Annotated in this window: 20 protein-coding genes; 16 read left to right on the top strand and 4 right to left on the bottom strand. The window is 61.4% G+C overall.

The window, feature by feature from the left end:
• Position 1 precedes the first annotated feature (1 nt).
• From QN377_RS14045 to QN377_RS14095, 11 genes are all read left to right on the top strand, one after another.
• Positions 2 to 1,060: an acyl-CoA dehydrogenase family protein gene (locus QN377_RS14045; RefSeq protein WP_095018870.1), complete on the top strand. Its 1,059-nt coding sequence runs from the start codon at positions 2 to 4 to the stop codon at positions 1,058 to 1,060.
• Between the two features lie 3 nt (positions 1,061 to 1,063).
• Positions 1,064 to 2,215, top strand: a complete 1,152-nt coding sequence (locus QN377_RS14050; protein ID WP_322213132.1) for an acetyl-CoA C-acetyltransferase — start codon at positions 1,064 to 1,066, stop codon at positions 2,213 to 2,215.
• Between the two features lie 10 nt (positions 2,216 to 2,225).
• The gene (locus tag QN377_RS14055) at positions 2,226 to 3,104 is read left to right on the top strand and encodes an SDR family oxidoreductase (RefSeq protein WP_133144401.1); all 879 of its coding nucleotides are present in this window, start codon (positions 2,226 to 2,228) and stop codon (positions 3,102 to 3,104) included.
• A gap of 88 nt (positions 3,105 to 3,192) precedes the next feature.
• Entirely contained in the window at positions 3,193 to 3,978 is a 786-nt protein-coding gene (locus QN377_RS14060; RefSeq protein WP_095002415.1) for an SDR family oxidoreductase, read from the top strand.
• A 10-nt stretch (positions 3,979 to 3,988) separates the two neighbouring features.
• On the top strand, positions 3,989 to 4,459 hold the full coding sequence (locus QN377_RS14065) for a MaoC family dehydratase (protein ID WP_095002416.1): 471 nt from the start codon (positions 3,989 to 3,991) through the stop codon (positions 4,457 to 4,459).
• A 9-nt stretch (positions 4,460 to 4,468) separates the two neighbouring features.
• Complete coding sequence (locus QN377_RS14070) at positions 4,469 to 5,677, top strand: acetyl-CoA C-acyltransferase (RefSeq protein ID WP_095002417.1); 1,209 nt, start codon at positions 4,469 to 4,471, stop codon at positions 5,675 to 5,677.
• A gap of 146 nt (positions 5,678 to 5,823) precedes the next feature.
• Positions 5,824 to 7,920: a putative bifunctional diguanylate cyclase/phosphodiesterase gene (locus QN377_RS14075; protein ID WP_095002418.1), complete on the top strand. Its 2,097-nt coding sequence runs from the start codon at positions 5,824 to 5,826 to the stop codon at positions 7,918 to 7,920.
• 66 nt (positions 7,921 to 7,986) lie between these two features.
• A complete protein-coding gene (locus QN377_RS14080) occupies positions 7,987 to 8,733 on the top strand; it encodes an SDR family oxidoreductase (protein WP_095002419.1) in 747 nt (248 codons plus the stop codon).
• A 177-nt stretch (positions 8,734 to 8,910) separates the two neighbouring features.
• Entirely contained in the window at positions 8,911 to 9,411 is a 501-nt protein-coding gene (locus QN377_RS14085; RefSeq protein ID WP_095002420.1) for a sigma-70 family RNA polymerase sigma factor, read from the top strand.
• A complete protein-coding gene (locus QN377_RS14090) occupies positions 9,408 to 10,385 on the top strand; it encodes a FecR family protein (RefSeq protein ID WP_322213131.1) in 978 nt (325 codons plus the stop codon). The genes QN377_RS14085 and QN377_RS14090 overlap by 4 nt, the downstream gene beginning before the upstream one ends.
• Positions 10,386 to 10,485: 100 nt before the next feature.
• On the top strand, positions 10,486 to 12,921 hold the full coding sequence (locus tag QN377_RS14095; RefSeq protein ID WP_146541074.1) for a TonB-dependent siderophore receptor: 2,436 nt from the start codon (positions 10,486 to 10,488) through the stop codon (positions 12,919 to 12,921).
• A 30-nt stretch (positions 12,922 to 12,951) separates the two neighbouring features.
• On the opposite strand, the gene QN377_RS14100 is transcribed toward QN377_RS14095, so the two are convergent.
• Both QN377_RS14100 and QN377_RS14105 read right to left on the bottom strand, forming a co-directional pair.
• Entirely contained in the window at positions 12,952 to 14,196 is a 1,245-nt protein-coding gene (locus QN377_RS14100; RefSeq protein ID WP_322213130.1) for an AGE family epimerase/isomerase, read from the bottom strand.
• 92 nt (positions 14,197 to 14,288) lie between these two features.
• Complete coding sequence (locus QN377_RS14105; RefSeq protein ID WP_322213129.1) at positions 14,289 to 15,152, bottom strand: LysR family transcriptional regulator; 864 nt, start codon at positions 15,150 to 15,152, stop codon at positions 14,289 to 14,291.
• Positions 15,153 to 15,328: 176 nt separating this feature from the next.
• On the opposite strand from QN377_RS14105, the gene hcnA reads away from it, so the two are divergent.
• The 3 genes from hcnA to hcnC are packed head-to-tail and all read left to right on the top strand — an operon-like array spanning position 15,329 to position 18,298.
• Positions 15,329 to 15,646 (top strand): cyanide-forming glycine dehydrogenase subunit HcnA, encoded by a 318-nt coding sequence (hcnA, locus tag QN377_RS14110; protein ID WP_322213128.1) that lies wholly within the window; start codon positions 15,329 to 15,331, stop codon positions 15,644 to 15,646.
• Positions 15,643 to 17,040 (top strand): cyanide-forming glycine dehydrogenase subunit HcnB, encoded by a 1,398-nt coding sequence (gene hcnB / locus QN377_RS14115; RefSeq protein ID WP_322213127.1) that lies wholly within the window; start codon positions 15,643 to 15,645, stop codon positions 17,038 to 17,040. The genes hcnA and hcnB overlap by 4 nt, the downstream gene beginning before the upstream one ends.
• 1 nt (position 17,041) lies before the next feature.
• The gene (gene hcnC / locus QN377_RS14120; RefSeq protein ID WP_322213126.1) at positions 17,042 to 18,298 is read left to right on the top strand and encodes a cyanide-forming glycine dehydrogenase subunit HcnC; all 1,257 of its coding nucleotides are present in this window, start codon (positions 17,042 to 17,044) and stop codon (positions 18,296 to 18,298) included.
• A 57-nt stretch (positions 18,299 to 18,355) separates the two neighbouring features.
• On the opposite strand, the gene QN377_RS14125 is transcribed toward hcnC, so the two are convergent.
• Positions 18,356 to 20,830 (bottom strand): TonB-dependent siderophore receptor, encoded by a 2,475-nt coding sequence (locus QN377_RS14125; RefSeq protein ID WP_095024497.1) that lies wholly within the window; start codon positions 20,828 to 20,830, stop codon positions 18,356 to 18,358.
• Between the two features lie 250 nt (positions 20,831 to 21,080).
• On the opposite strand from QN377_RS14125, the gene QN377_RS14130 reads away from it, so the two are divergent.
• Entirely contained in the window at positions 21,081 to 21,947 is an 867-nt protein-coding gene (locus QN377_RS14130; protein WP_095025095.1) for a pirin family protein, read from the top strand.
• Positions 21,948 to 22,028: 81 nt separating this feature from the next.
• On the top strand, positions 22,029 to 22,655 hold the full coding sequence (ycaC, locus tag QN377_RS14135; RefSeq protein WP_095002456.1) for an isochorismate family cysteine hydrolase YcaC: 627 nt from the start codon (positions 22,029 to 22,031) through the stop codon (positions 22,653 to 22,655).
• A gap of 74 nt (positions 22,656 to 22,729) precedes the next feature.
• Here ycaC and QN377_RS14140 read toward each other — a convergent pair whose 3' ends face one another.
• A complete protein-coding gene (locus tag QN377_RS14140) occupies positions 22,730 to 23,911 on the bottom strand; it encodes an acetyl-CoA C-acyltransferase family protein (protein ID WP_095021359.1) in 1,182 nt (393 codons plus the stop codon).
• Positions 23,912 to 23,928: the final 17 nt, after the last annotated feature.

Raw genomic sequence — 23,928 nt, forward strand, 5'->3', positions numbered from 1 at the left:
CATGGACTTTACCTTTACCGAAGACCAGATCTCTTTTCGCGAGGCCATCAGCCGTTTTCTGATGACCGAAGCGGCCCCCGAAATGCTCCGTGAAATCTGGGAAACCGATGTCGGTCGCTCCCCGGATTTGCGCAACAAGATCGCCGAGCAGGGCCTGACCGCATTGTCGATCCCCGAGGCTTTCGGTGGCCTGGGCATGGACGATGTGGCCTGGGCCCTGATGACCCAGGAACTGGGTTACTACGCCATCCCAGATTCCCTGGGTGATACCGCTTATGTGGCCAGTGCGCTGATCGCCGGGCTGGATGACGGCGTAGCCCGTCGCGGCGAATGGCTGGAACGCATTGCCGACGGCAGTTTGCGGGTGGCCATCGGGCACCCGGTCAATCCGCTGGTGGCCGATGCCGCCCACGCTGACTTGCTGCTGCTGGCCCATGGCGATGAAGTCCACGCCGTGCCGCGTAGCCAGGTCGATGTGCAAAATCACGCCAGTATCGATGCCTCTCGGCGCCTGGCGCAGGTCAGTTGGCAACCCTGCGCAGCCACCCTGGTGGCGCAGGGCGAACAGGGCCGCCAGCTGTGGGCGCAAACCCTTGATCGGGGCGCGCTGTCGGTGGCTGGGCAGTTGCTCGGGCTGGCTCAGCGCATGCTGGATTTATCGGTGGACTACGCCGCGCAGCGTAAACAATTCGGTAAGCCCATCGGCAGTTTTCAGGCAGTCAAGCATCATCTGGCCGACGTGGCTACTGCGCTGGAGTTCGCCAAACCGGTGCTGTACCGCGCCGCTTACGCCCTGGCACACAACGAACCGAATGCCGCCGTGTGGGTGTCCCAGGCGCGCCTGGCCAGTTGCGAAGCCAGCTGGCTGGCGGCCCGCCACGGCATCCAGGTGCATGGGGCGATGGGTTACACCTGGGAAGTCGACCTGCAAATGTTCATGAAGCGCGCCTGGGCACTGGACAGTGCCTGGGGCGACCGTGCGCTGCACAAGGCTCGTGTGGCCGAATATGTATTGAGTGGCGCGGCGCCTCTGGGCTGCGGTCACACCTTCGAGGATTGACCGATGCCCCAAGCCTATATTGTTGATGCATTGCGCAGCCCCACCGGCAAGCGCAAGGGTGGCCTGGCCCATGTCCATGCCATCGACCTCGGCGCCCATGTGCTCAAGGCACTGGTGGAGCGCAACGCAATTCCGGCCGACGAATATGACGACGTGATTTTTGGGTGTGTCGACACCATCGGCTCCCAGGCCGGTGATATCGCCCGCACCAGCTGGCTGGCCGCCGGTTTGCCGCTGAACGTGCCGGGCACCACCATCGATCGCCAGTGCGGTTCATCGCAACAGGCGCTGCACTTCGCCGCGCAGGCGGTGATGAGTGGCACCCAGGATGTGATTGCCGTGGGTGGCGTGCAGACCATGACCCAGATCCCTATTTCCTCGGCGATGCTGGCCGGGCAGCCACTGGGCTTTGCCGACCCGTTCTCCGGCAGCAAGGGCTGGCAAGCGCGCTTTGGCAAACAGCCGGTCAACCAGTTCTACGCCGCTCAGCGTATCGCCGACCACTGGAACATCAGCCGCCAGGACATGGAAGCCTATGCCCTGGAGAGCCATCGCCGGGCGCTGGCCGCCATGGCCGACGGCCGTTTCGTCAACGAAATCGTGCCCTGTGAAGGGGTAAGGGACGACGAAACACCGCGCCAAACCAGCCTGGCCAAAATGGCCGAACTGGAGCCGGTGTTTGCCGAGTTTGCGTCGATCACCGCTGCGGTATCCAGCCAGACCTGCGATGCCTCGGCTGCCTTGCTGGTGGTCTCCGAGGCGGCGCTCAAACGCTACAACCTCACCCCTCGGGCGCGGATCCATCACCTGTCGGTGTTGGGCGACGACCCGATCTGGCACCTCAGGGCCCCGATTGCCGCCACCCGTGCCGCACTGAAAAAGGCTGGCATGGGCATGCAGGACATTGACCTTGTTGAAATCAACGAAGCCTTCGCCTCGGTGGTGATGGCCTGGGCCAAGGAGCTGGATTTCGACCCGGCCAGGACCAACGCCAACGGCGGTGCAATTGCTCTCGGCCATCCGTTGGGGGCAAGCGGTGCACGGTTGATGACCGGCCTGCTCAACCAGCTTGAGCAAAGCGGTGGCCGCTACGGTTTGCAGACCATGTGCGAAGGCGGCGGTCAAGCCAACGTGACGATTATTGAACGCCTCTAGGAGCAACGACATGGCAATTTGTGCAGAACGTACCGTCATCATTACCGGCGCGGGCGGCGGTTTGGGCCGCGCTTACGCGCTGGCGTTCGCCGGGGAGGGCGCCAATGTGGTGGTCAACGATATTCGTCGCGAAGCCGCCGAAGAGGTCGTGGCAGAAATCCTCCAGGCTGGTGGGCAGGCCATTGCCAATGCCGATGACATCACCACCCTGGCCACGGCACAGCACATCGTCGACGCCGCCCTGGCCGCGTTTGGCGAAGTGCATGTGCTGGTCAACAACGCCGGAATCCTGCGTGACCGCATGTTTATCAGCCTCGCTGAAGAGGACTGGGATGCGGTCATGCGTGTGCATCTCAAGGGGCATTTTTGCCTGGCCAATATCCTCGGCAAGCGCTGGCGCGACCTGGCCAAGGCCGGCCGGCCGGTGGCGGCACGGATCATCAACACCAGTTCCGGCGCGGGCCTGCAGGGGTCGGTGGGGCAGTCCAACTACAGCGCAGCCAAAGGCGGGATTGCCGCGCTGACCCTGGTGCAGGCAGCCGAGCTGGGGCGCTACGGCGTGACGGCCAATGCCCTGGCGCCGGCGGCGCGGACCTCGATGACCGAAAGCGCGATGCCGGACATGGTGAAAAAACCTGAAGACGGTGGCTTTGATTCATGGGCACCGGAAAACGTCGCGCCGCTGGTGGTATGGCTGGGCAGCGAACTGTCGGGGGATGTTACCGGGCAGATCATCGAAAGCCAGGGTGGGCGATTGTCCCTGGGCGATGGCTGGCGCACCGGGGTGACCCGCGACAAGGGCGCGCAATGGCAACCCGAAGAAGTGGGGGTTGCCCTGGGCCAGATTCTGGCCGAAGCGCCTGCACCGCAGCGGGTGTGGGGTAGCTGATACCGCTGGCCCTCACCCCAACCCCTCCCTTTGGAAGAGGGCCAGGGTGAGGGGCTTTTGATTTGCCGCTTAACAAGAGAATTCAACCATGAGACAAGCACCTCCCTATGTCCCCGGCCACCAGTTACTGGCTGGCAAGTCGATTTTGATCACTGCCGCAGCCGGCGCCGGTATCGGTTATGCCGCGGCCAAACGCTGCGCGGAAGAGGGCTGTCGCGCCCTGATGATTTCCGATATCCACCCGCGTCGTCTCGAAGAGGCAGTCGAGCGGCTAAAGGCCGAAACCGGCTTGCAGGCGGTCTACGGGCAGCTGTGCAACGTCACCGTCGAAGCCGACGTGCAAGCCCTGGTCGCCGCCGCTGAGGATGCGCTGGGCGGTGTCGATGTGCTGATCAACAACGCCGGGCTTGGCGGTCAGGTGCGCCTGACCGAAATGACTGATGAGCAGTGGTCGTCGGTACTGGATATCACCCTGACCGGCACCATGCGCATGACTCGCGCCATGCTCCCGCATATGGAGCGTCGTGGTGCCGGGGCCATCGTCAACAACGCCTCGGTACTGGGCTGGCGCGCGCAAAAGGAGCAGGCCCACTACGCTGCGGCCAAGGCCGGGGTCATGGCCCTGACCCGCTGCAGCGCCCTGGAAGCCGCCGAAAACGGCGTGCGGATCAACGCTGTGGCGCCGTCGATCGCCCTGCACGACTTTCTGAAAAAAGCCGCCAGCAGCGAATTGCTCGACCAGCTCACCAGCCGCGAAGCCTTTGGCCGCGCCGCCGAAGTGTGGGAAGTGGCCAATGTCATGGTGTTTCTGGCCAGTGACTATGCCTCGTACATGGTCGGCGAAGTGCTGCCCGTCAGCTCGCAACAAGCGTGAGGAACAGAGCATGAGCACAGTTTTCAGCAGCACCGGGCAGTTGCTGGCGGCCGAGGGCATGGATCTGGGGCGCACAGACTGGCTGCTGCTGACCCAGGAACGGATCAACCTGTTTGCCGAAGCCACGGGCGATCACCAGTGGATCCATGTCGACCCTCAGCGCGCCGCCACCGGGCCATTTGGCGCCTGCATCGCCCATGGTTACCTGACCCTGGCCCTGGCCAATCTGTTTATGCCGCAACTGATGCAGTTCGAGAACCTGGCCATGGGCGTCAACTACGGCAGTGACCGGCTGCGCTTCCCTGCGCCGGTCAAGGTCGGTTCGCGGATTCGCGGCCATGGCCAGTTGGTACGGGTCGAGATGCAGGGCCAGGCCGTGCAGGCTGTAGTGCGCATGAGCGTCGAAATCGAGGGCAGCGAACGCCCCGGCTGCGTGGTGGACACCATCAGCCGCTACACCTTCAACCCCCTTGAACAGTGAGCCTTGAACATGAATTTGAATGACGTTGTGATCGTATCCACCGCCCGCACTGCCTTGACCAAATCCTTTCGTGGCTCGTTCAACGATACCGAGGCGCCTGTGCTGGGCGGTCACGTGGTGCGTGCCGTGGTCGAGCGCGCGGGTATCGAGCCGGGTTCAGTGGAAGACGTGATCATGGGTGCCGCCGCCCAGCAGGGCACTCAGAGTTACAACATCGGCCGCCTGTGTGCGTACACCGGCGGTTTGCCCGATACTGTGCCGGGCATGGCGCTCGATCGCATGTGCGCCTCGGGCCTGATGAGTATCGGCGTGGCGGCCAATGGCATCATGACCGGCGAAATGAAGATTGCCGTGGCCGGTGGCGTGGAGTCATTGTCGCTGACCCAGAACAAGTACAAAAACACCTACCGCGCCCAGTCCGAGGCCGTGCTTGAGTGCATGCCGACGGCTTATATTCCGATGCTCGAAACAGCCGAAATCGTGTCGCGGCGCTACAACATCAGCCGCGAGGTACAGGATCAGTATGCGTTGCAGAGCCAGCAACGTACTGCCGCCGCCCAGGCTGAGGGCCTGTTTGCCGATGAGATCGTGCCCTTGGCGGCGCGCAAGCTGTGCTTTGACAAGGAAGGCAAACCCGCCGGTCATCAGGACGTGATCGCGGACCGTGACGAGTGCAACCGTCCCTCTACCACCCTTGAAGACCTGTCGACCCTCAAACCGGTGTGGAAAGACGGCAAGTGGATTGAACAGGGTGAGTTCATCACGGCAGGCAACGCCTCGCAGTTTTCCGATGGGGCCGCTGCGGTATTGCTGATGAGTCGTGCCGAAGCCAGGCAGCGCGGTATCGAAGCGCTGGGCGTGTATCGCGGGATTGCCGTGAGTGGTTGTGCACCGGAGGAAATGGGCATTGGTCCGGTGTATGCGATTCCCAAGTTGCTCAAACGTTTTGGCCTGACCGTTGCGGATATTGACCTCTGGGAGATCAACGAAGCGTTCGCCTGTCAGGTGGTGCATTGCCGTGACTTTCTGCAGATCCCCAATGACCGCCTGAACGTCAATGGCGGGGCGATAGCCATTGGTCATCCGTTCGGCATGTCGGGTGCACGGATGGTGGGTCACAGCCTGCTCGAAGGTCGCCGCCGTGGTGCGCGGTTTGTCGTGGTTGCCATGTGCATTGGCGGCGGGATGGGGGCGGCGGGGTTGTTTGAGCTGAGCTGAAGGCAGGGGGACAGTTTCTTTGTGGGAGCGGGCATGGAGCTTAAGGATTTAGTCGCGCGGATAGGTGCGTAAATGCAGGGAAGCAGTACAATTGCGCTTCTTTACCGGGCATGGACGCTGTTCGGCATCTGTTCACGAGTAGGCCCATGGTTTCCGCTAGTTACTCCCCCGCGCTGGTCCTGATTTCCCTGTGTGTGGCCATTCTGGCCTCTTATACCGCCCTTGACCTGAGTGGTCGCATCGCCACGGCGCGCGGCCGTACCCAGTACCTGTGGATTGCCGGCGGTGCACTGGCAATGGGCTTTGGCGTGTGGTCGATGCACTTTATCGGCATGCTCGCGTTGCAGTTGCCACTGGCGCTGGGCTACGACCTGGGGCTGACCCTGTGGTCATTGCTGGTTGCCATCCTGTCTTCGGGCTTTGCCTTGTGGCTGGTCAGCCAGCCGCGTTTGCCGGCGCTGCAGTTGTTGTTCGGCGCCCTGATCATGGGCGCGGGCATCAGCGCCATGCACTACAGCGGCATGGCCGCGTTGCGCATGCAACCGGGCATCGATTACGACCCGGCACTGTTTGGCCTGTCGCTGGTGATTGCGGTGGGGGCCTCGGCGGCCGCGTTGTCGATCGCGTTTCGTCTGCGCCGGCAAACCCCTTACGTGCGGCTGATGCGCGGTGGTGCTGCGGTAATCATGGGGCTGGCCATTGTCGGCATGCATTACACCGGTATGGCTGCGGCGAATTTTCCCATCGGCAGTTTTTGCGGTGCCGCCATCGACGGTCTGAGCGGTAACGGCCTGGACAATCTGGTACTGGTGTCCAGCCTGGCGGTATTGGTCATCGCCTTGCTGACCTCTATTTTTGATGCCCGCCTCGATGCCCGTACAGCTGCGCTGGCGGACTCCCTGACCCTGGCCAACGAAGAGCTGACCCAACTGGCGCTGCACGACACCCTGACCGGGTTGCCCAACCGCATCCTGCTGGCTGACCGTATTGGTCAGGCGATGAGCAAGGTGGCGGAGCAGGGCGGCTGCTTCTCGCTGATGTTTATCGACCTCGATGGCTTCAAGCCGGTCAACGATGCCTTTGGTCATCATCTGGGCGACCGTTTGCTGCGGGAAGTTGCCCTGCGCCTGCGCGAGCAGTTGCGCAGCCAGGACACCCTGGCGCGTATTGGCGGCGACGAATTTGTGCTGCTGGTGCGTCTGCTGGAGCCTGATGACGCACCGCAAGTGGCAGCGCGGCAGGTGGGTCTGTTGTCCAGGGCGTTCCGGGTCGATGAGCATGAGCTGCTGATCTCCGCCAGTGTTGGTATCGCCCTGTACCCCGGCAATGGCCTGACCGCCGAAGAGCTGTTGATGAACGCCGATGCGGCGATGTATCACGCCAAGGGCGCGGGCAAAAATGGCTACAGCTTTTTCGACGCGTCGATGAACACCAATGCCCGCAAGCAATTGCAGCTGCTGCAGGACTTGCGTCAGGCCCTGGAGCTGCAGCAGTTTCGCCTGCACTACCAGCCCAAGTTCGACGCCAGCAACAGCCGGCCGGTGGGGGCCGAAGCGCTGTTGCGCTGGGAGCATCCGCAGCAAGGGTTGCTGCTGCCGGAAAATTTTATCGACCTGGCGGAAAAAACCGGCCTGATCATCCCCATCGGTGACTGGGTGCTCAATGAAGCCTGCCGCCAGATGCGCATATGGTTCGATCAGGGCTATAGCCACTGGCGCATTGCGGTCAACCTGTCGGCATTGCAGTTCTGCTATTCAGGGCTGGTTGACAGCGTGGTCGCGGCGCTCGAGCGTCATCGGTTACCGGCCAACAGCCTGACCCTGGAAATCACCGAAACCACCGCCATGAGCGATGCCGATGCGAGCATGGTGGTGTTGCAGCGGTTGTCGCAAATGGGCGTGGACCTGTCCATCGATGACTTTGGCACTGGCTATTCCAGCCTGATGTACCTCAAACGCCTGCCCGCCAATGAACTGAAAATCGACCGCGGTTTTGTGCGCGACCTGGAGCACGACAGCGACGATGCGGCGATTGTCTCGGCCATTGTCGCGCTGGGCCAGGCCCTGGGTTTGCGTATCGTCGCCGAAGGGGTGGAGACCGATACCCAGCAAAGTTTTTTAACCACGCTTGGCTGTGATGCCCTGCAAGGTTTTCTGCTGGGCGAGCCGCTGCCGGCGGAGCAATTCATGGCCGATATCCAAGGTGCCGAACCCGCCGGGCCGGGCAACAAAACAGCGACCTGACAAAACCGGGCCTTCGCGGTTATTCTGACAGCCAGATTTGGATCGGTGTAAGGGGAACACGTATTTATGGATAAAGTCATCGTGATCACCGGCGGCAGCCGCGGCATAGGCGCTGCCACGGCCTTGCTGGCTGCAAAGCAGGGTTATCGGATCTGCATCAACTACCTGACCGATGATGCTGCAGCCCATGAGGTGCTGGCGCAGGTTCGCGCCATGGGCGCCAAGGCCATTGCCGTGCGTGCCGATGTCAGCGACGAAGAGGAAATCATTCGCCTGTTTCTCGAAGTTGACGAACAGTTGGGGCCTGTCACCGCGCTGGTCAACAACGCCGGCACCGTGGGGCTCAAATCGCGAGTCGACGAGCTGACCGACCTGCGCATCATGCACACCCTGAAAACCAACGTGCTGGGGCCCATTCTGTGTGCCAAGCATGCCGTGCTGCGCATGTCGCCACGTTACGGCGGGCAGGGCGGTAATATCGTCAACGTGTCGTCGGTGGCGGCCCGCCTGGGTTCGCCCGGTGAATACGTCGATTACGCCGCCTCCAAGGGCGCGCTGGACACTTTCACCCTGGGGCTGTCCAAGGAACTGGCGGGCGAGGGGATCCGGGTCAACGCGGTGAGGCCGGGCTATATCTTCACCGATTTTCACGCCTTGAGCGGCGATCCGGGCCGGGTCAGCAAGCTTGAACCTATCATCCCCATGGGGCGTGGCGGGCGGCCGGAAGAAGTGGCCGAAGCCATTGTTTGGCTGCTGTCGGACAAGGCGTCGTATACCACCGGCACCTTTCTCGACCTGGGCGGCGGGCGCTGAAGGTCGTGCTTTTGTGGGAGCGGGCTTGCTCGCGATGGCATCAGCGCGGTCAGGCTGAGTAACCGCGCCGCCTGCATCGCGGGCAAGCCCGCTCCCACATGGCTTGCATTTATGCTTGATCCGACGATAATGCGACTTATTGCTATTTAAGTATGGTTATCTATCGTGTCGAGTCCTGTGGATCCCCAAAGGCTGCTGGCCAGTCTATATCACGACAATCACGCGTGGCTGCGCGGCTGGTTGTCGCGACAGGTACGATGCCCGCAGGATGCGGCCGATCTGGCCCAGGACACATTTTTGCGCGCTTGGGATGCCCGCCAACTGGAACGTATCCAGGAGCCTCGGGCTTACCTGAGTACCGTTGCCCGGCGCTTGCTCTGCTCACTGTGGCGGCGGCGCAAGCTTGAGCAAGCCTATCTCGACCAACTGGCCGAGCTGCCTCTGGCCTACGCACCTTCTGCAGAAGACATTGCCCTGGTCCGTGAGGCGATCGAAGCCATTGATTGCCTGCTCGAAGGTTTGCCATCGCGGGTCAAGCGCGCCTTTTTGCTCAATCGTCTTGAAGGTATGCCCCAGCAGGCCATTGCCGAGCAACTGGGCGTATCCCTGGCCACCGTTGAGCGCGACTTGCGCCGCGCTTTTGTTCATTGCCTGTCGCAAACGGCGGAGAGCCCATGAGTACAGCCAAGGTTGACCCGACCACCCGTGCCGCCATTGACTGGATGCTGCGCCTCGAGTCCGGGCAGGCCTGCCCGTCGGAGCGTCAGGTGTTCAAGGCGTGGCTGGCCGAAAACCCGGCACATCTGGCTGCGTGGCAGCGGGTCGCCGGGGTGCTCAAGGCTCCCGTAGCCGATCTGCAATCGGTTGAGCGGCGCAGCCCGGGGCAATTGCAGGCGGTACGTCGGGCGCTGCTGGCCGGTACATCACCATCGGGCAAAAAGACCCTGCAAGGCGGCCTGCTGCTGTTGGTGCTCGGCCTGGGTGCCGCGGGTCTGGTGGATCGCGTGACGCCCCTGACGGGGTTGACGGCCGATTACCAGACGGCCACCGGCGAGCGCAAAACCGTCGAACTGGCCGATGGCAGCCTGCTCACCCTCAACGCCCGCAGTGCGGTGGATATCGACTTCAATAGCGATCAGCGCCGGGTGCACCTGCGTGAAGGCGAGTTGCAGGTGGATGTGGCAGCCGACGCCCAGCGTCCTTTTGTGGTGAGCACTGCCCAGGGCCAGGTGCAAGCCCTTGGCACGCGCTTTATGGTGCGCCAGGGCAGCACTGAAAGCCTGGCCAGCGTGCAACAGCACAGCGTGCAGTTGCACACCCTGGACGGTCAGCAACTCCACCTCGAAACCGGTCGGGCGGCGTCATTTACCGCCACCCGGATAAACCCGCAAACCCCGACATCCCGTAGCCAGCCCGACTGGCTCGCGGGCCGGGTCGAGCTGCACGACGAACCTCTGTCAGCCCTGGTCGAGGCGCTGCGGCCCTACCAGACCGGCATGCTGCGTATCAGCCCGGAAGCCGCGCGGGTGCGGGTATTCGGTGTATTCCCGCTGGACAACACCGCACACACCCTGAATACGCTGGCGCAAACCTTGCCGATCAAGATCACGCGCTATGGGCCGTGGCTGACCCTGATCGATGTGCGCCAGTAAAAACCAATGAATGCGAATTAATTGCAGATAAGGTGAGGGGAAAGGCTTTCTCGTTGGTCAAGGTTACAACTGCCTACCTTGCAACGAGAAAGGATGCCCCATGCCGTACGCCCATCCCAAAACCTGCCTGCTGGCGCTGGCCATCACCCTGAGCATTGGCGGTTACCCGCTGAGCGCGGTGGCCGAAACCCTGTCTGGCGAGCAAAATGCCACGCGTTTTTTTGACTTGCCTGCCGCGCCCCTGGGCGTGACCCTGAGCCGCATTGCCCGCGACAGCAACCTGACCCTGTCGGTGGCCCCGGCCTTGTTGCAGGGTAAAACCTCCGCGCCGGTCAATGGCATGTACACCCCGCAACAGGCCGCCGAACGCGCGCTGGCGGGCAGCGGGCTGGGCCTGGGCGTGACCGGTAGCGGTGCCTTGAGTGTCTACCCCAATGCCGGTGACGGGGTACTGAATCTGGGCGCAACCAACGTGTCTGCGCTCCTGGGTGAGGATGGTCGTGGCCATGTTGACGGCTTTGTCGCCACCCGTTCGGCCACCGCCACCAAGACCGACACACCGATCCTCGAGATTCCGCAAACCATCAACGTGGTCACTGCTGATCAGGTTGAAGTGCAGGGCGCCCACGATCTGACCCAGGCCCTGCGCTACACCCCGGGGCTCAGCACCAACGGCTATACCGACCGCAACACCATTGCCGATGAAATCACCAGCCGCGGTTTTGCCCCGACCCTGCTCTACCTTGATGGCGCCTATCTGCCTTCGGCGGGCAGCCTGGGCGGCACCCCGCAGATCGACCCCTACACCCTGGAGCGTATCGAAGTGCTCAAGGGGCCGTCCTCCGTTCTGTACGGGCAAAACCAGCCGGGGGGCATGATCAATATGGTGGCCAAGCGCCCGAGCACCGAGGCCAGGCATCAAATCAAGGTCGGCACCGGCAGCTTTGACCGTTACAACCTGGCCTTCGATACCACCGGCCCGCTGGATGAAGGCAAAACCCTGAGCTATCGGCTGATCGGCGTCGGCAACACCGGCAGCGAGCAAATCGACTACACGGAAGATTCCCGCATGCTGCTGGCGCCCAGTCTCACCTGGGCGCCGGATGACCGCAATGAACTGACGGTCTACGCGCAAGTGCAACGGGACGATGCCCTGGCCGACTACCAGTCCTTGCCGGCCGTGGGCAGTCTGTACCGCAACTCCCAAGGCAACAAGATAGATCGAGACTTCTTCTCGGGCGACTCGAAATGGAACGACTACAAGCGCGATCAATATGTGCTCGGCTACCAGTTTTCCCATGCCTTCAACGAGGTCATGACCTATCGCCAGAGCCTGAGCTACATCGACGTCAATGACCGTTACAAGGGCTTTTACCTGAACCGTTTCGTCACCGCCCCGGACGGCGCCACCGATACCCATGCCAGCCGCACCAAGCTCGACTGGCGCCAGCAAAACAGCTCTTATACTTTCGACAACCACCTGCAAAGTGACTTCACCACCGGGCCTGTGCAGCACACCCTGCTGGTGGGGCTCGACTACCGTGACTTCACCCGCAAGTTCCAGGGCTACAACCTGTCCGGCAGCGAGGTGATTGACCTCTACAACCCCACCAACTACCGCACCACGGGTGTGCCGACCCTGACTACCAAATGGGATAACAGGGTCAAGCAGACCGGTTTTTATGTGCAGGACCAGATCAAACTGAACAACTTTATCCTGACCATTGGCGGTCGCCAGGATTGGGCCAAGGTCGACAACAATGACTTGCTGGCCAACTCCCACGAGATCCAGAGCGATAGCAAGTTTACCGGGCGTGTGGGCCTGACCTATGTCACTTCGTTTGGTCTGGCGCCGTATATCAGCTACACCGAATCCTTCCTGCCTTCTGTGGGCACTGCGGCACCGGCCCGAGGTGGCAAGGCGTTCGTGCCCATGACGGGCAAGCAATATGAAGTGGGGGTCAAATACCAGCCCGATGAGAGCACTTTGCTCAGCGCCTCGGTATTTGAAATCACCCAGCAAAACGTCCTGACCGGTGACTTGCAGTACCAGGAGTATCAAATCCAGGAAGGCGAGGTCCGGTCGCGGGGGATCGAACTTGAAGGCAAAAGCAGTTTCAGCAACATCGACCTGATCGCCTCGCTGTCGTATCTGGACGTGTTCTACACCAAGTCCAACTATGGCAATGAAGGCAACCGCAGCGAGGCACAGGCACCCTGGGCAGCCAGCGTGTGGGCCGACTACCACTTCACCGGACAGGCCCTGGCGGGCGTGACCCTGGGCGGCGGTGCACGTTATACCGGGAAAAACTTCGGCGACTCGGACAACACTTTCAAGACGCCGTCGTTTGTGGTGTATGACGCAACGCTCAGCTATGACCTGGCGGCCCTGGATGCGAGCTTCAAGGGTGTCAGTACCCGGCTGAACGTGCAGAACCTGTTTGATCGAGAGTACGTGTCGTCGTGCAACTACAGCTTTGGCTGCTACTACGGCCAGCAGCGCACGGCGTCGCTGGAGGTCAAATACGATTGGTGAGGGAGCGCTCTGCTACGGGGGCGGGATTGCTCAGCGCCGCAGCTTGAGCGCGCTGGCCAGGCTGATAGCCAACGGCAAACGGGGCAGCAGCGTGGCCTGGTAAGCATGGTAAAGGTCCGGCTTGCCCGGCCAGATATTTTGCGAAGGCAGGTTGTCGATCCCCAGTTCGTGATGCCAGCTACCGTTCTGGCGGTCGATCATGTACAGGTCGATATAGTCCCAGAACTGTTGATACCAGACTTCGTATTCATGCTCACCGCTGCGTTGCAATAACGCCGCCGCAGCTGCCGAGGCTTCGGCCAGGGTCCAGTGCAGACGCTCACGCACCAGCGGCTGGTGGTTCCAGTCCACGGTGTAGACGATTCCGCAGTCACCATCGACGTTCCAGCCGAACTGGCATGCACTGGCGAATAACCGCCGCGCGTCTTCCAGCAGCCATTCGGGCGCCGCCAGGCCGCGTTGCTTGCGGGCCGCCTCGAGGTGCAACAGCAGGCGCGCCCATTCGAAGGCGTGGCCGGGCGTTTTGCCGAACGGGCGAAAACCGTCTGCCGGGTTGTCCCGGTTGTAATCGGGCAATGGCTGCCACTGGCTGTCGAAATGTTCCACGGGCAGGTAGCCGGATTGCGCTGCATGCTGGTGAACAAGCTTTTCGGCAATCGACAGGGCGCGATCGAGCCACAGGTCTTCATCGAGGACATCGGCCAGGGCCAGAAAAGCTTCGACACCGTGCATATTGCTGTTGGCTCCGCGATACGCCTCGCAGTCACTCCAGTCGCGGGCAAAGCTTTCCAGCAGGGCGCCTTCTGCCTCGGACCAGAAATTGCCTTCAAGAATGGCCACCGCATCGCCCAGCAACTCGGCCGCACCACCGCGCCCGGCCACCGCTGCAGAGCTGGCGGCCAGCGCGACAAAGGCATGCAGATAGGCCGCTTTGCGCGTGTTGCCGTCCTGCGCGCCGGGGCGGGCAAACCAGCCGCCATGCACGGCATCACGCAGCGGCCCGGCCAGTGCGGCCAGGCCGTGGTCGATCAGCGGCGCGCAACCGGGCAGGCCTTGAATATGGGCCAGGGCAAAACTGTGCACCATGCGTGCGGTGGTGATGGTGTCTGCCGGGGCGTTGTCCGGGCGGCGACCAAACGGGTCGAGCGCGGCGAAGCCGCAGGGCACGCGGGCGGCCTTGGCGAAATCCACCAGCGCCTGGCCCTGATCGCGCAGCCACTGTTGATGGATCGGCGATGTCAGCCAGCTTTCGTTGGCCCGGGTTAGGTCGGTCATGTGCCACCTGTATTGTTTTTATGGGTGATTCAACGCTCGCAGACTAAGGGATCTGGCACAAAGCTGAAAGCTTTCATCCGGCGCCTGGCGACTTAAATTTCCGGCTCCCGGGGCTGTGACCAGTCGCTGTCCTGCCTGACGATTTCGCGCAGCAGCGCGATGCCCTGTTGCAAGGCTGCGCAGTCACGCGCGCGGGAGTACACCAGGTAGGTGGGGTAGCTGAATTCCGGGGCCTTGGGCACCCGTTCCAGGGCACCGCTGTCCAGATAGCGCTCGACCACACGGGTGCGGAAGTAGCCGCTGCCGCCGTTGTCCAGGATGTAATGCAAGGCCACCGGGCCCAGGTTGAAGCTGATGGCCGCTCGCGCCCTGTCGGGCAGGGCGGCGTCATGCTGGCGGCGAAAACCCTCACCCCATTCGACGTATACATAAGGTTCAGGTTGTTCGGGGCGGCGGATCTGGATCAGTTTTTCCTCCAGCAACTGCTCCACTTGCACACCGGGCCAGTAGGCGGGCTGATAGACCAGTGCAGCATCCAGCAGGCCCATCTCGATCTGACGCAGTAATTGTTCGGCATCGCTGATTTGTATGCGCAAGGCATGGCTGGTGAGGTGCTGACGCAGGGCTTTGGCCCAGTTGAGGATCAGCGGGTTGCACAGGCTGACTTCCCCGCCGATATGCAGCAACTGATGCAAGCCTTCGGGGCGCGGCAGATCGCGCCGTGCGGCTTCCCAGGTGTGCAGCAACTGGTTGGCGTACACCACAAAGGCCTCGCCTTCGGGGGTGAGTTTTGCGCCGGCGCGGTTGCGGGTAAACAGGGTGACGCCGAGCAGGCTTTCGAGCTTGTGTACCCGTGCGGTCACGGCTGTCTGGGTAACGTGCAGCTTTTCGGCCGCACCCACCAGGCTGCCGTAGCGGACAATTTCAAGGAAGGTACGGGCCAGGTCGAGGTCCATAAGCGCGCCAGTGTGCAAGGGGCTTGCAGTGTAAGGGTAATGGCTGGAAAACACATGAAACGCGACGTTTATTGGCACGCATCAATGTTTGTTTTCAGGAGCAGGCTAAGGTCGTCGGCCCTGGTACCCGGTGCCAGTGATTGACCGGGCAACACCACATAAAAAGGATGACAGACATGGATGACTTGAAGCGACAGTACGATATTCAACCCTTGAGGCAGGCCGACATGTCCATTCTGGTCAATGGCCAGCCAGTCAATGCCGCTCAAGGTGAAACCGTGCTCAGCGTGTTGAACTCAGTGGGTGTGCGGCAACTGTCGCGCAACGACCACGGGCGGATGACGGGCGCTTATTGCGGCATGGGCGTGTGCTACTGCTGTCTGGTGAATATCGATGGCAGGCACAAGCGTCGCGCCTGCCAGACCGTGGTAAAGCCCGGTATGCAGGTCGAGACCGGGATCAACCGCGTCGCCAGCCAGGAGCTGATGCTATGAGCGCCCGTACGGTGATTGTCGGTGGCGGACCGGCAGGGATGTCGGCGGCAATAGAGCTGGCGCAGCATGGCGTGCAAAGCACGTTGTTCGAAGAAGCCTCGCGGCTGGGTGGTGTAGTTTATCGCGGGCCTTTGCGCGACGGTGTCGAACTCGACTATCTGGGAGAACGCTACAAGGCTGCGCTGCACAAGTTGCACGGCGAATTTTCGGTCATTGCCCACTCAGTGGATGTACGCCTCAACCATCGCGTTGTCGGCGGGCAAGGTCAGCAAAGCCTGCAAGTGCTGGATGAGCATGAGCAATTGCAGCAAATCGGCTTCGATCAACTGCTGCTGTCCGCTGGCTGCCATGAGCGCAGCGTGCCGTTCCCGGGTTGGACCACCCCGGGTGTGATCATGCTGGGTGGCCTGCAGCTGCAGATCAAAAGTGGTGTTGTCAAACCCCGTGGGCCGACGCTGATTGCGGGCACCGGGCCCTTGCTGATGCTGGTGGCGTGCCAGTTGCACGCAGCGGGTGTGGAAGTGGCCGGGGTATATGAAGCGTGCGAGTTTGGCCGCATTGCCAAGGAAAGCCTGGCGCTGCTCAACCAGCCCCAGTTGTTCCTCGACGGCCTGAGCATGCTGGTTTACCTCAAGCGCCATGGCGTGGCCGTGCATTACGGCTGGGGTGTGGTGCAGGCGTTTGGCGAAGGGGAACTGAGCGAAGTGATCGTGGCTCCCTATTCTAGCACCTGGCAGGCCGACATGAGCCAGGCGCAGGCGGTGAAAGCCTGCACCCTGGCGGTGGGTTATGGCTTTATTCCACGCACTCAGCTCAGCCAGCAGATGGGTCTGGATCATGCTTACAACGTCGACGGTTATCTGGCGGCCAAAGCCGACAACTGGCAGCAGAGCAGTCAGGCGTCAATCCACCTGGCCGGTGATGTCACGGGCATGCGCGGGGGCGAGGCAGCGATGCTCACGGGGCGGATTGGCGCGTTGTCGATCTTGCAGCAGCGTGGGGTCCTGAGTGTAAAACAGGCGCTTGAACAGCGCCGCGAGTACCTGTCCAGGCTCAACACCCTCATGCGCTTTCGCGGCGGGATTGATCGTTATACCCGGCGTGGTACGCGCCAGATCGATCTGCCCCAGGCCGACACGGTGGTATGCCGTTGCGAGCATGTCACCCGCGCCGATATCGACCTTGCGCTCAGCCAGGGCGTGCAGGATATGGCCAGCCTTAAAATGCGCACACGCATCAGCATGGGCGACTGCCAGGGCCGCATGTGTGTCGGTTATTGCAGTGACCGCCTGCGTGAAGCCACCGGGCGCAAGGATGTGGGCTGGTTGCGCCCGCGATTCCCGCTGGAACCCGTGCCGTTTTCGGCTTTTATCAACGCGAGCAAGGATGCCTGACATGATCAAAACCTATGACGTTGTCATCGCCGGTGGCGGTGTTATTGGCGCCTCCTGTGCGTATCACCTGTCCCGGCGCAAGGATCTTAAAATAGCCCTGATCGACTGCAAGCGCCCCGGCAATGCCAGCCGCGCGTCGGCAGGCGGGCTGTGGGCCATCGGCGAGTCGGTGGGGCTGGGTTGCGGGGTGATTTTTTTTCGCATGATGTCTGCCGAACGCAAGCGTGAAGCCCAGGGTTCGGCCGTGATTGTCGACGCCAGTACCCCGCATATCCTGCCAGCGTGTTTTTTCGAGTTTGCCCTGCAATCCAATGCCTTGTACCCCGGCTTGCACAAGGAACTGCTGGAAAACCACGGGATGGATTTCAAGTTCGAGCGCACCGGGCTCAAGTACGTGATTTATGACGATGAAGACCGGCTCTATGCCGAGCATATTGTCGCCAATATCCCGCATCTGGCCGATGAGGTGCGCTGGCTCGACCAGGCGGCCCTGCGCGAGGCGGAGCCGAGCGTCAGTCACGATGCGCAAGGTGCGCTGGAGTTTTTGTGCGATCACCAGGTGAGCCCGTTCCGGTTGACCGATGCCTACACCGAAGGGGCCCGGCAAAATGGAGTCGATCTGTACTTCAACACCAACGTCATCGAGGTCATGCGTCAGGGCAGCAAGGTGACCGGCGTGCGCACCGACAGCCAAGGCGCGTTCCACTGCAAAACCCTGATTAATGCCGCTGGCGCCTGGGCGGCAGAACTCAGCGTGATGGCCACTGACTTGAGTATCCCTGTGGCACCGGTCAAGGGGCAGATTGTATTGACCGAGCGCATGCCCAAGTTGCTGAACGGCTGCCTGACCACCAGTGATTGCTACCTGGCGCAAAAGGACAACGGCGAAATCCTGATTGGCAGCACTACCGAAGACAAAGGCTTCGACGTGACCACCACCTTCCCTGAAATCACCGGGCTGGTACAGGGAGCGATGCGCTGTATTCCCGAACTCAAGGACGCCAACCTGAAGCGTACCTGGGCCGGGTTGCGGCCAGGCTCCCCCGATGAGCTGCCGATCCTGGGGCCCATGAAGGGGATTGAGGGGTATTTGAATGCCTGCGGGCATTTCCGTACCGGCATCCTGACTTCGGCGATCACCGGTGTCATGCTCGACGCACTGGTGCGGCAAGAGCCGCTGCCGCTGGAGGTCACGCCGTTTCTGGCGGAGCGTTTTGACTTGCAACCGGTGGCGCTGAAAAAAGCCGTGAGTGCCTGATACGGTCTGCTCGCGATGCGCTTGGCCTTCGCGAGCAGGCTCGTTGCCGCTGCTGACTTAGAAGGTGTACTTGGACGTCAGCATCAGGCTGCGTGGTTCGCCATAGTAGGTGGTGTTGAAGTTACCCAGCCCCGACAGGTACTTTTTATCGAACACGTTGTTGGCGTTGAGGTTAAACGTCAGGTGTTCGTTGTACTCGTAGCGGGTCATCAGGTTGACCAGCGCGTAGCTGTGCTGCTCGATGATGTCGTAGTCGCCCTTGGCATCGTTGTAGATCTTGCCGTAGAACGGGCTTTGCCAGTTCACGCCACCGCCCACGGTGACTTTGTTCAGCACCCCCGGCAGGCGGTAAGTGGTGAACAACCGCGCCACGTTTTCCGGCTTGGTGGTTTCCAGCGGGTAGCCGTAGACACGTTCGCCATCATCAGAGCGGGTGCGGGCGTAGGTGTAGCCGGCGATCAGGTTCCAGTCCGGCATCAGTTCACCGGCCAGTTCCAGCTCGATGCCGTTGGTGGTCGCACCATCAAGGGATTCATAGATGCCCAGGTTGGTGTTGGCGTTGGTGCCGACCTGAATCGGTACATTTTTTTGCTCGGTACGGAAAACGGCCGCACTGGCATTCAAGCGGCCATCAAAGTACTCGCCCTTCAAACCGAGTTCGTAGCTGTTGCCTTCTGTGGGGGCCAGGGTGGCACCGGAACTGCTCTGCTCGGTAAGAGGTTTGTAGATCGAGGTGTAGCTGCCGTACACCGAATAGTTGTCGTTGATGTCGTAGACAACCCCGGCGTAGGGCGTCACCTCGCCGTGCTGTTTTGCCGTGGTCTTGTTGTCCTGGAACGTGCTGGTCTGCTCGTAGTACTTGTAGGTGCTGTTGTACTGGAAATCACTTACGCGGCTGCCAAGGATAATCGACCAGTCGTCTGCCGGCTTGAAGCGTGCGGCGATATAGGCGCTGTTTTGATTTTGGTTGGTTTCGTATTTGCCGTTTTTCGGGAAGTCCGGTCTCGGGTATTTGCCGTTCCAGTCAAAAATGCTGCTCGACAGCTCACGGAATTCGCTGCCGTCGAAGGTCGCGCCGGTCTGGCGGGAGGTCTGGGAGGTTGCTCCCACTACCAGTTCATGTTCGCGGCCAAACAGGGTAAACGGGCCGGTCGCATTGATATCGAAGGTGTTCTGGACGCGATGGCCTTCCCACTGGCCCCAGTAGAAGAACATGCCGTCACCCGTGACCGGATCAGGCATCCCGCCGCTGGCCGAACCCAGCAGGGTGTCGTGGTCGTTGGTTTGCTGGGTGAGGGTGCCTTTGACTTTCCAGTCATTGGCGAAACGGTGCTCCAGGGAGGCGAAGGTGGACTGGATCTGGACGTCGCGGCGGCTCCAGTCGGTGGCCGGGTTGAACGAGCGGCTGAAGTCGGTTTTGGTGTAGTTGGAGAAGTAATACGGGTTGCCGGTCCAGGACGAGCCGCGAGGCTTGATATTCTGGTAGTCCATGCCGAAGGTGAACAGGGTGTCGGGGGTGAGGTCGGCCTGGATGATGCCGTAGAACACGTCATTTTTACGTGAGTAGTGGTCGCGGTACGAGTCGGCATCCTGGTAAACCGCCACCATTCGCCCGCGCACGCTGCCATCGTCATTCAACGGCCCGGAGATATCACCTTCGGTGCGATAGTTGTCCCACGAGCCCGCGCTGGCAGTGACCGATGCCTTGAAGTCGCGGGTCGGTTTTTTGCGAATCAGGTTGACCGTGGCCGACGGCTCGCCCGAGCCGGACAACAGGCCGGTAGCGCCCTTGACGATATCAACGCGGTCATACAGGGCCATATCGACCTTGGTCGCACCTTCATCGAACACGCCGTCATACAGGGTGTTGACCCCGTCGTACTGAAAGTTGGTGATGGCATAGCCGCGGGCCGAGTACTCCATGCGGTCGCTGTCGTAGGCCTGGGTGGAAATGCCCGGCGCGTTGCGCAGTACATCGCCGATGCTCTGTGCGGCTTGATCGTCCATCAGTTGGCGGGTGACTACTGTGACGGTCTGCGGGGTTTCGCGAATCGACAGCGGCAGTTTGGTCGAGCTGTTGCTGGCGCCGGTGGTATAGGAATGGGTGTCTTCGGTGGTCAGCGAATCGCCCAGGCCCTGGCCTGTGACAGTGGTTGCACCCAGTTCCAGACCTTTGCCTTGGGGGGCGCTCAAAATCACCGTGTCGCCGTTGAGCTGATACGAGATGCCGCTGCCCTGCAGCAGTGACTCCAGTGCCTTGACCGGCTCCAGCGAACCGCTCACTGGACGCGACTTGATGCCTTGCACCTGATCCGGGCTGTAGAGGATCTGCAGGTTGGCCTGCTTGCCCAGTTCATTCAGCGCGCTGGCCAGGGCTTGCGACGGAATGTTCAGGGCCACCGGCGCCGCGCTGGCAAGGGATGCCCCCAGCATGACCGAGGCCATCAGGGCACTGGACAGCAAGGTGTGACGTACCGTCCGGCGTTGGGTGGCGATCGAAAGAGGGGTCCGGCTCAAGTTGGGTCGTTGCATCGCGTGCCTAGGCTCCGAAGTAAGAAATTTCATTCTTGTTAATAGGAATAGTTATTAGACGCAGCACGATTGATAAACCAGAAACAAGTTTCTGATTTAGTTGGTTTTGCTCCGGCCATTACAGGCTTGACCCGCTGATGCAGGGCGGAATAATTGTTCCATCCATAGAACGATCAGTACCAAAAAACCTATCTAGTCTTATGGGTGCGACGAATCTATAGTTGTTGCCATGATTTACAGGAGGTGCAACATGAAAAAAATTCTTGGTGTTTATCAGGCCCCCCGCCCTCATTGGGTCGGCGATGGTTTTCCGGTTCGCACGATGTTTTCCTACGACAGCATGGGCAAACACATCAGCCCGTTTCTGTTGCTGGATTACGCCGGGCCAGCCGAGTTCACGCCCACTACAGAGCGTCGTGGTGTAGGCCAGCACCCGCACCGTGGTTTTGAAACGGTGACCATCGTCTACAAGGGCGAAGTGGAACACCGTGACTCCACCGGCAACGGCGGGGTGATCGGCCCGGGTGATGTGCAGTGGATGACCGCAGCGTCCGGCATCCTGCACGAGGAGTTCCATTCCGAGGCGTTTGCCCGCAGTGGCGGCCCGCTGGAGATGGTGCAGCTATGGGTCAACCTGCCGGCAAAGGACAAAATGGCCGCGCCGGGGTATCAGGGCATCGTCGACCGTGACATCCCCGACCTGGCGCTCAAGGACGATGCCGGCCGTTTGCGCCTGATTGCCGGTGAGTTCGATGGCAAACGCGGCCCGGCCCATACCTTTACGCCGATCGACGTGTGGGATATCCGCTTGAATGCGGGCAAGTCGACTACGCTGGATCTTCACCCGGGCCGCAACACTGCGCTGGTGGTGCTGCATGGTGCGGTCGAGGTCAACGGTCAGGACGTGGTGCGTGAAGGGCAGCTTGCGCTGTTTGAGCGTGATGGCTCGAGCATCCGCCTTGAAGCCAATAACGACGCCGTGCTGCTGGTCCTCAGCGGCGAGCCGATCGACGAACCGATCGTGGGCCATGGGCCGTTTGTGATGAACACCGACGCCGAAATCCATCAGGCGTTTGTGGACTTCCAGTCGGGCAAGTTTGGCCGCATGCCCGCGTAGCAATGCTGCACCGAAGCGCAATGCCAGGCCATGAGGGTCATGGCCTGGCCTTTTCTGTCTTATCCCAGAGAGGTAAACCCTGTGACAACTTCTTACAAGCGTTTGGACAAGGACAATGCCGCCGTTTTGTTGGTGGACCATCAGGCGGGTTTGCTGTCGCTGGTGCGGGATATCGAACCGGACAAATTCAAGAACAACGTGCTGGCGCTGGCTGATCTGGCCAAGTACTTCAAGTTGCCGACCATTTTGACCACCAGCTTCGAAACCGGACCCAACGGCCCGCTGGTGCCCGAGTTGAAGGCGCTGTTCCCGCAAGCGCCCTATATCGCCCGCCCGGGGCAGATCAATGCCTGGGACAACGAGGATTTTGTCAAGGCGGTCAAGGCAACAGGTAAAAAGCAACTGATCATCGCAGGGGTGGTCACTGAGGTCTGCGTGGCATTCCCGGCACTGTCGGCACTGGCTGAAGGCTATGAGGTGTTTGTTGTGACGGATGCGTCGGGTACGTTCAACGAAATCACCCGCCATTCGGCCTGGGATCGCATGTCATCCTCGGGTGCGCAACTGATGACCTGGTTTGGTCTGGCCTGTGAGCTGCATCGCGACTGGCGCAATGACATTGAAGGCCTGGGCGCGCTGTTCTCCAACCATATCCCGGACTATCGCAATCTGATCACCAGCTACTCCACGTTGACAGCCGGTAAATAACCGTTGGGCTCGTAGCGGCTGCCGAAGGAACGATGCTGCGTTCGGCGGCAGTTGCTACGAGTTTTGGTCGTGTTTCACACCCGTTCGAAAATCACCGCTATGCCCTGGCCGCCGCCAATGCACATGGTCGCCAGGGCATAACGACCCTGTGTCCGATGCAGTTCATGGATGGCCTTGGTCGCGATGATCGCGCCCGTGGCCCCCACCGGGTGGCCCAGGGCGATGCCCGAACCGTTGGGGTTGACCCTGGCCGGGTCCATATCCAGTTCCTGCATCACGGCACACGCCTGGGCGGCGAAGGCAATGTTGGCTTCGATCACGTCCATGTCACCGATCTTCAAGCCAGCCCGCTTCAATGCCAGCCGCGTTGCCGGTATCGGCCCCAACCCCATCAGCTCGGGTTCAACCCCTGCATGGGCGTAGGCCACCAGCCGCGCCATCGGCGCAAGATTGCCCGCCAGTACTGCCGCGCCAGTGGCCAGCACCAGCGCCGCCGCCCCATCATTGAGCCCCGATGCATTGCCTGCAGTCACGCTGCCGTCTTTCTTGAAGGCCGGTTTCATCAGCGCCAACTGCTCCAGGGTAGTGGCCCGCGGGTGCTCGTCCTGGCTGAACATCACACTGCCTTTGCGGCTGCGTACCTCGACGGTGGCGATCTGGCTGTCGAAGTAACCTTGCTCGATAGCCCGGGCGGCGCGTTGCTGGTCTTCAAGCGCCAGAGCGTCCTGGGCCTGGCGGCTGATGCTGTTGCGTTGGGCGATATTCTCGGCCGTTACACCCATATGAATGCCGTGGAACGGGTCGTGCAAAATACCCAGCATGTAGTCGAGCATTGGCGTATCGCCCATGCGCGCACCCCAGCGGGCGGCGGGCATCAGGTAGGGGCCGCGGCTCATGGCTTCGGCCCCGGCGCCAATGGCGAAGTCGGCGTCGCCGAGCATCAGGGTATGGGCGGCAGAAATGATCGCCTGCAAGCCCGAACCGCACAGGCGGTTGACGTTGTAGGCCGGGGTTTCCTTGGGGATCCCGGCATTGATCGCCGCAACCCGCGCCAGATAGGCATCCTGGGGCTCGGTGGGAATCACGTTGCCCATCACCACATGACCGATGCGCCCGGGGTCGACCTGGCTGCTGTGCAACGCGGCCTTGACCGCAGTGCTGGCCAGCTCGGCCAGGGGCACGTCCTTGAGCGAGCCGCCAAAGGTGCCGATGGCCGTGCGCCGGGCGCTGAGGATGAAAATTTCAGGAGTTTGCATGGCGGGTCCTTATTGTT

This window comes from Pseudomonas sp. CCC4.1, assembly GCF_035019225.1.
Lineage (GTDB): Bacteria > Pseudomonadota > Gammaproteobacteria > Pseudomonadales > Pseudomonadaceae > Aquipseudomonas > Aquipseudomonas bubulae.

What these genes read in the sequence shown, in the direction of transcription:
- QN377_RS14100 (WP_322213130.1), bottom strand. Translation starts at nt 14,196, where the DNA reads ATGACCGACCTAACCCGGGCCAACGAAAGCTGGCTGACATCGCCGATC.
- QN377_RS14090 (WP_322213131.1), top strand. Translation starts at nt 9,408, where the DNA reads ATGAGTACAGCCAAGGTTGACCCGACCACCCGTGCCGCCATTGACTGG.
- QN377_RS14045 (WP_095018870.1), top strand. Translation starts at nt 2, where the DNA reads ATGGACTTTACCTTTACCGAAGACCAGATCTCTTTTCGCGAGGCCATC.
- QN377_RS14070 (WP_095002417.1), top strand. Translation starts at nt 4,469, where the DNA reads ATGAATTTGAATGACGTTGTGATCGTATCCACCGCCCGCACTGCCTTG.
- hcnB (WP_322213127.1), top strand. Translation starts at nt 15,643, where the DNA reads ATGAGCGCCCGTACGGTGATTGTCGGTGGCGGACCGGCAGGGATGTCG.
- hcnC (WP_322213126.1), top strand. Translation starts at nt 17,042, where the DNA reads ATGATCAAAACCTATGACGTTGTCATCGCCGGTGGCGGTGTTATTGGC.
- QN377_RS14080 (WP_095002419.1), top strand. Translation starts at nt 7,987, where the DNA reads ATGGATAAAGTCATCGTGATCACCGGCGGCAGCCGCGGCATAGGCGCT.
- QN377_RS14125 (WP_095024497.1), bottom strand. Translation starts at nt 20,830, where the DNA reads ATGCAACGACCCAACTTGAGCCGGACCCCTCTTTCGATCGCCACCCAA.
- QN377_RS14140 (WP_095021359.1), bottom strand. Translation starts at nt 23,911, where the DNA reads ATGCAAACTCCTGAAATTTTCATCCTCAGCGCCCGGCGCACGGCCATC.
- QN377_RS14055 (WP_133144401.1), top strand. Translation starts at nt 2,226, where the DNA reads ATGGCAATTTGTGCAGAACGTACCGTCATCATTACCGGCGCGGGCGGC.
- QN377_RS14105 (WP_322213129.1), bottom strand. Translation starts at nt 15,152, where the DNA reads ATGGACCTCGACCTGGCCCGTACCTTCCTTGAAATTGTCCGCTACGGC.
- QN377_RS14095 (WP_146541074.1), top strand. Translation starts at nt 10,486, where the DNA reads ATGCCGTACGCCCATCCCAAAACCTGCCTGCTGGCGCTGGCCATCACC.
- QN377_RS14050 (WP_322213132.1), top strand. Translation starts at nt 1,064, where the DNA reads ATGCCCCAAGCCTATATTGTTGATGCATTGCGCAGCCCCACCGGCAAG.
- hcnA (WP_322213128.1), top strand. Translation starts at nt 15,329, where the DNA reads ATGGATGACTTGAAGCGACAGTACGATATTCAACCCTTGAGGCAGGCC.
- QN377_RS14130 (WP_095025095.1), top strand. Translation starts at nt 21,081, where the DNA reads ATGAAAAAAATTCTTGGTGTTTATCAGGCCCCCCGCCCTCATTGGGTC.
- QN377_RS14060 (WP_095002415.1), top strand. Translation starts at nt 3,193, where the DNA reads ATGAGACAAGCACCTCCCTATGTCCCCGGCCACCAGTTACTGGCTGGC.
- QN377_RS14065 (WP_095002416.1), top strand. Translation starts at nt 3,989, where the DNA reads ATGAGCACAGTTTTCAGCAGCACCGGGCAGTTGCTGGCGGCCGAGGGC.
- QN377_RS14075 (WP_095002418.1), top strand. Translation starts at nt 5,824, where the DNA reads ATGGTTTCCGCTAGTTACTCCCCCGCGCTGGTCCTGATTTCCCTGTGT.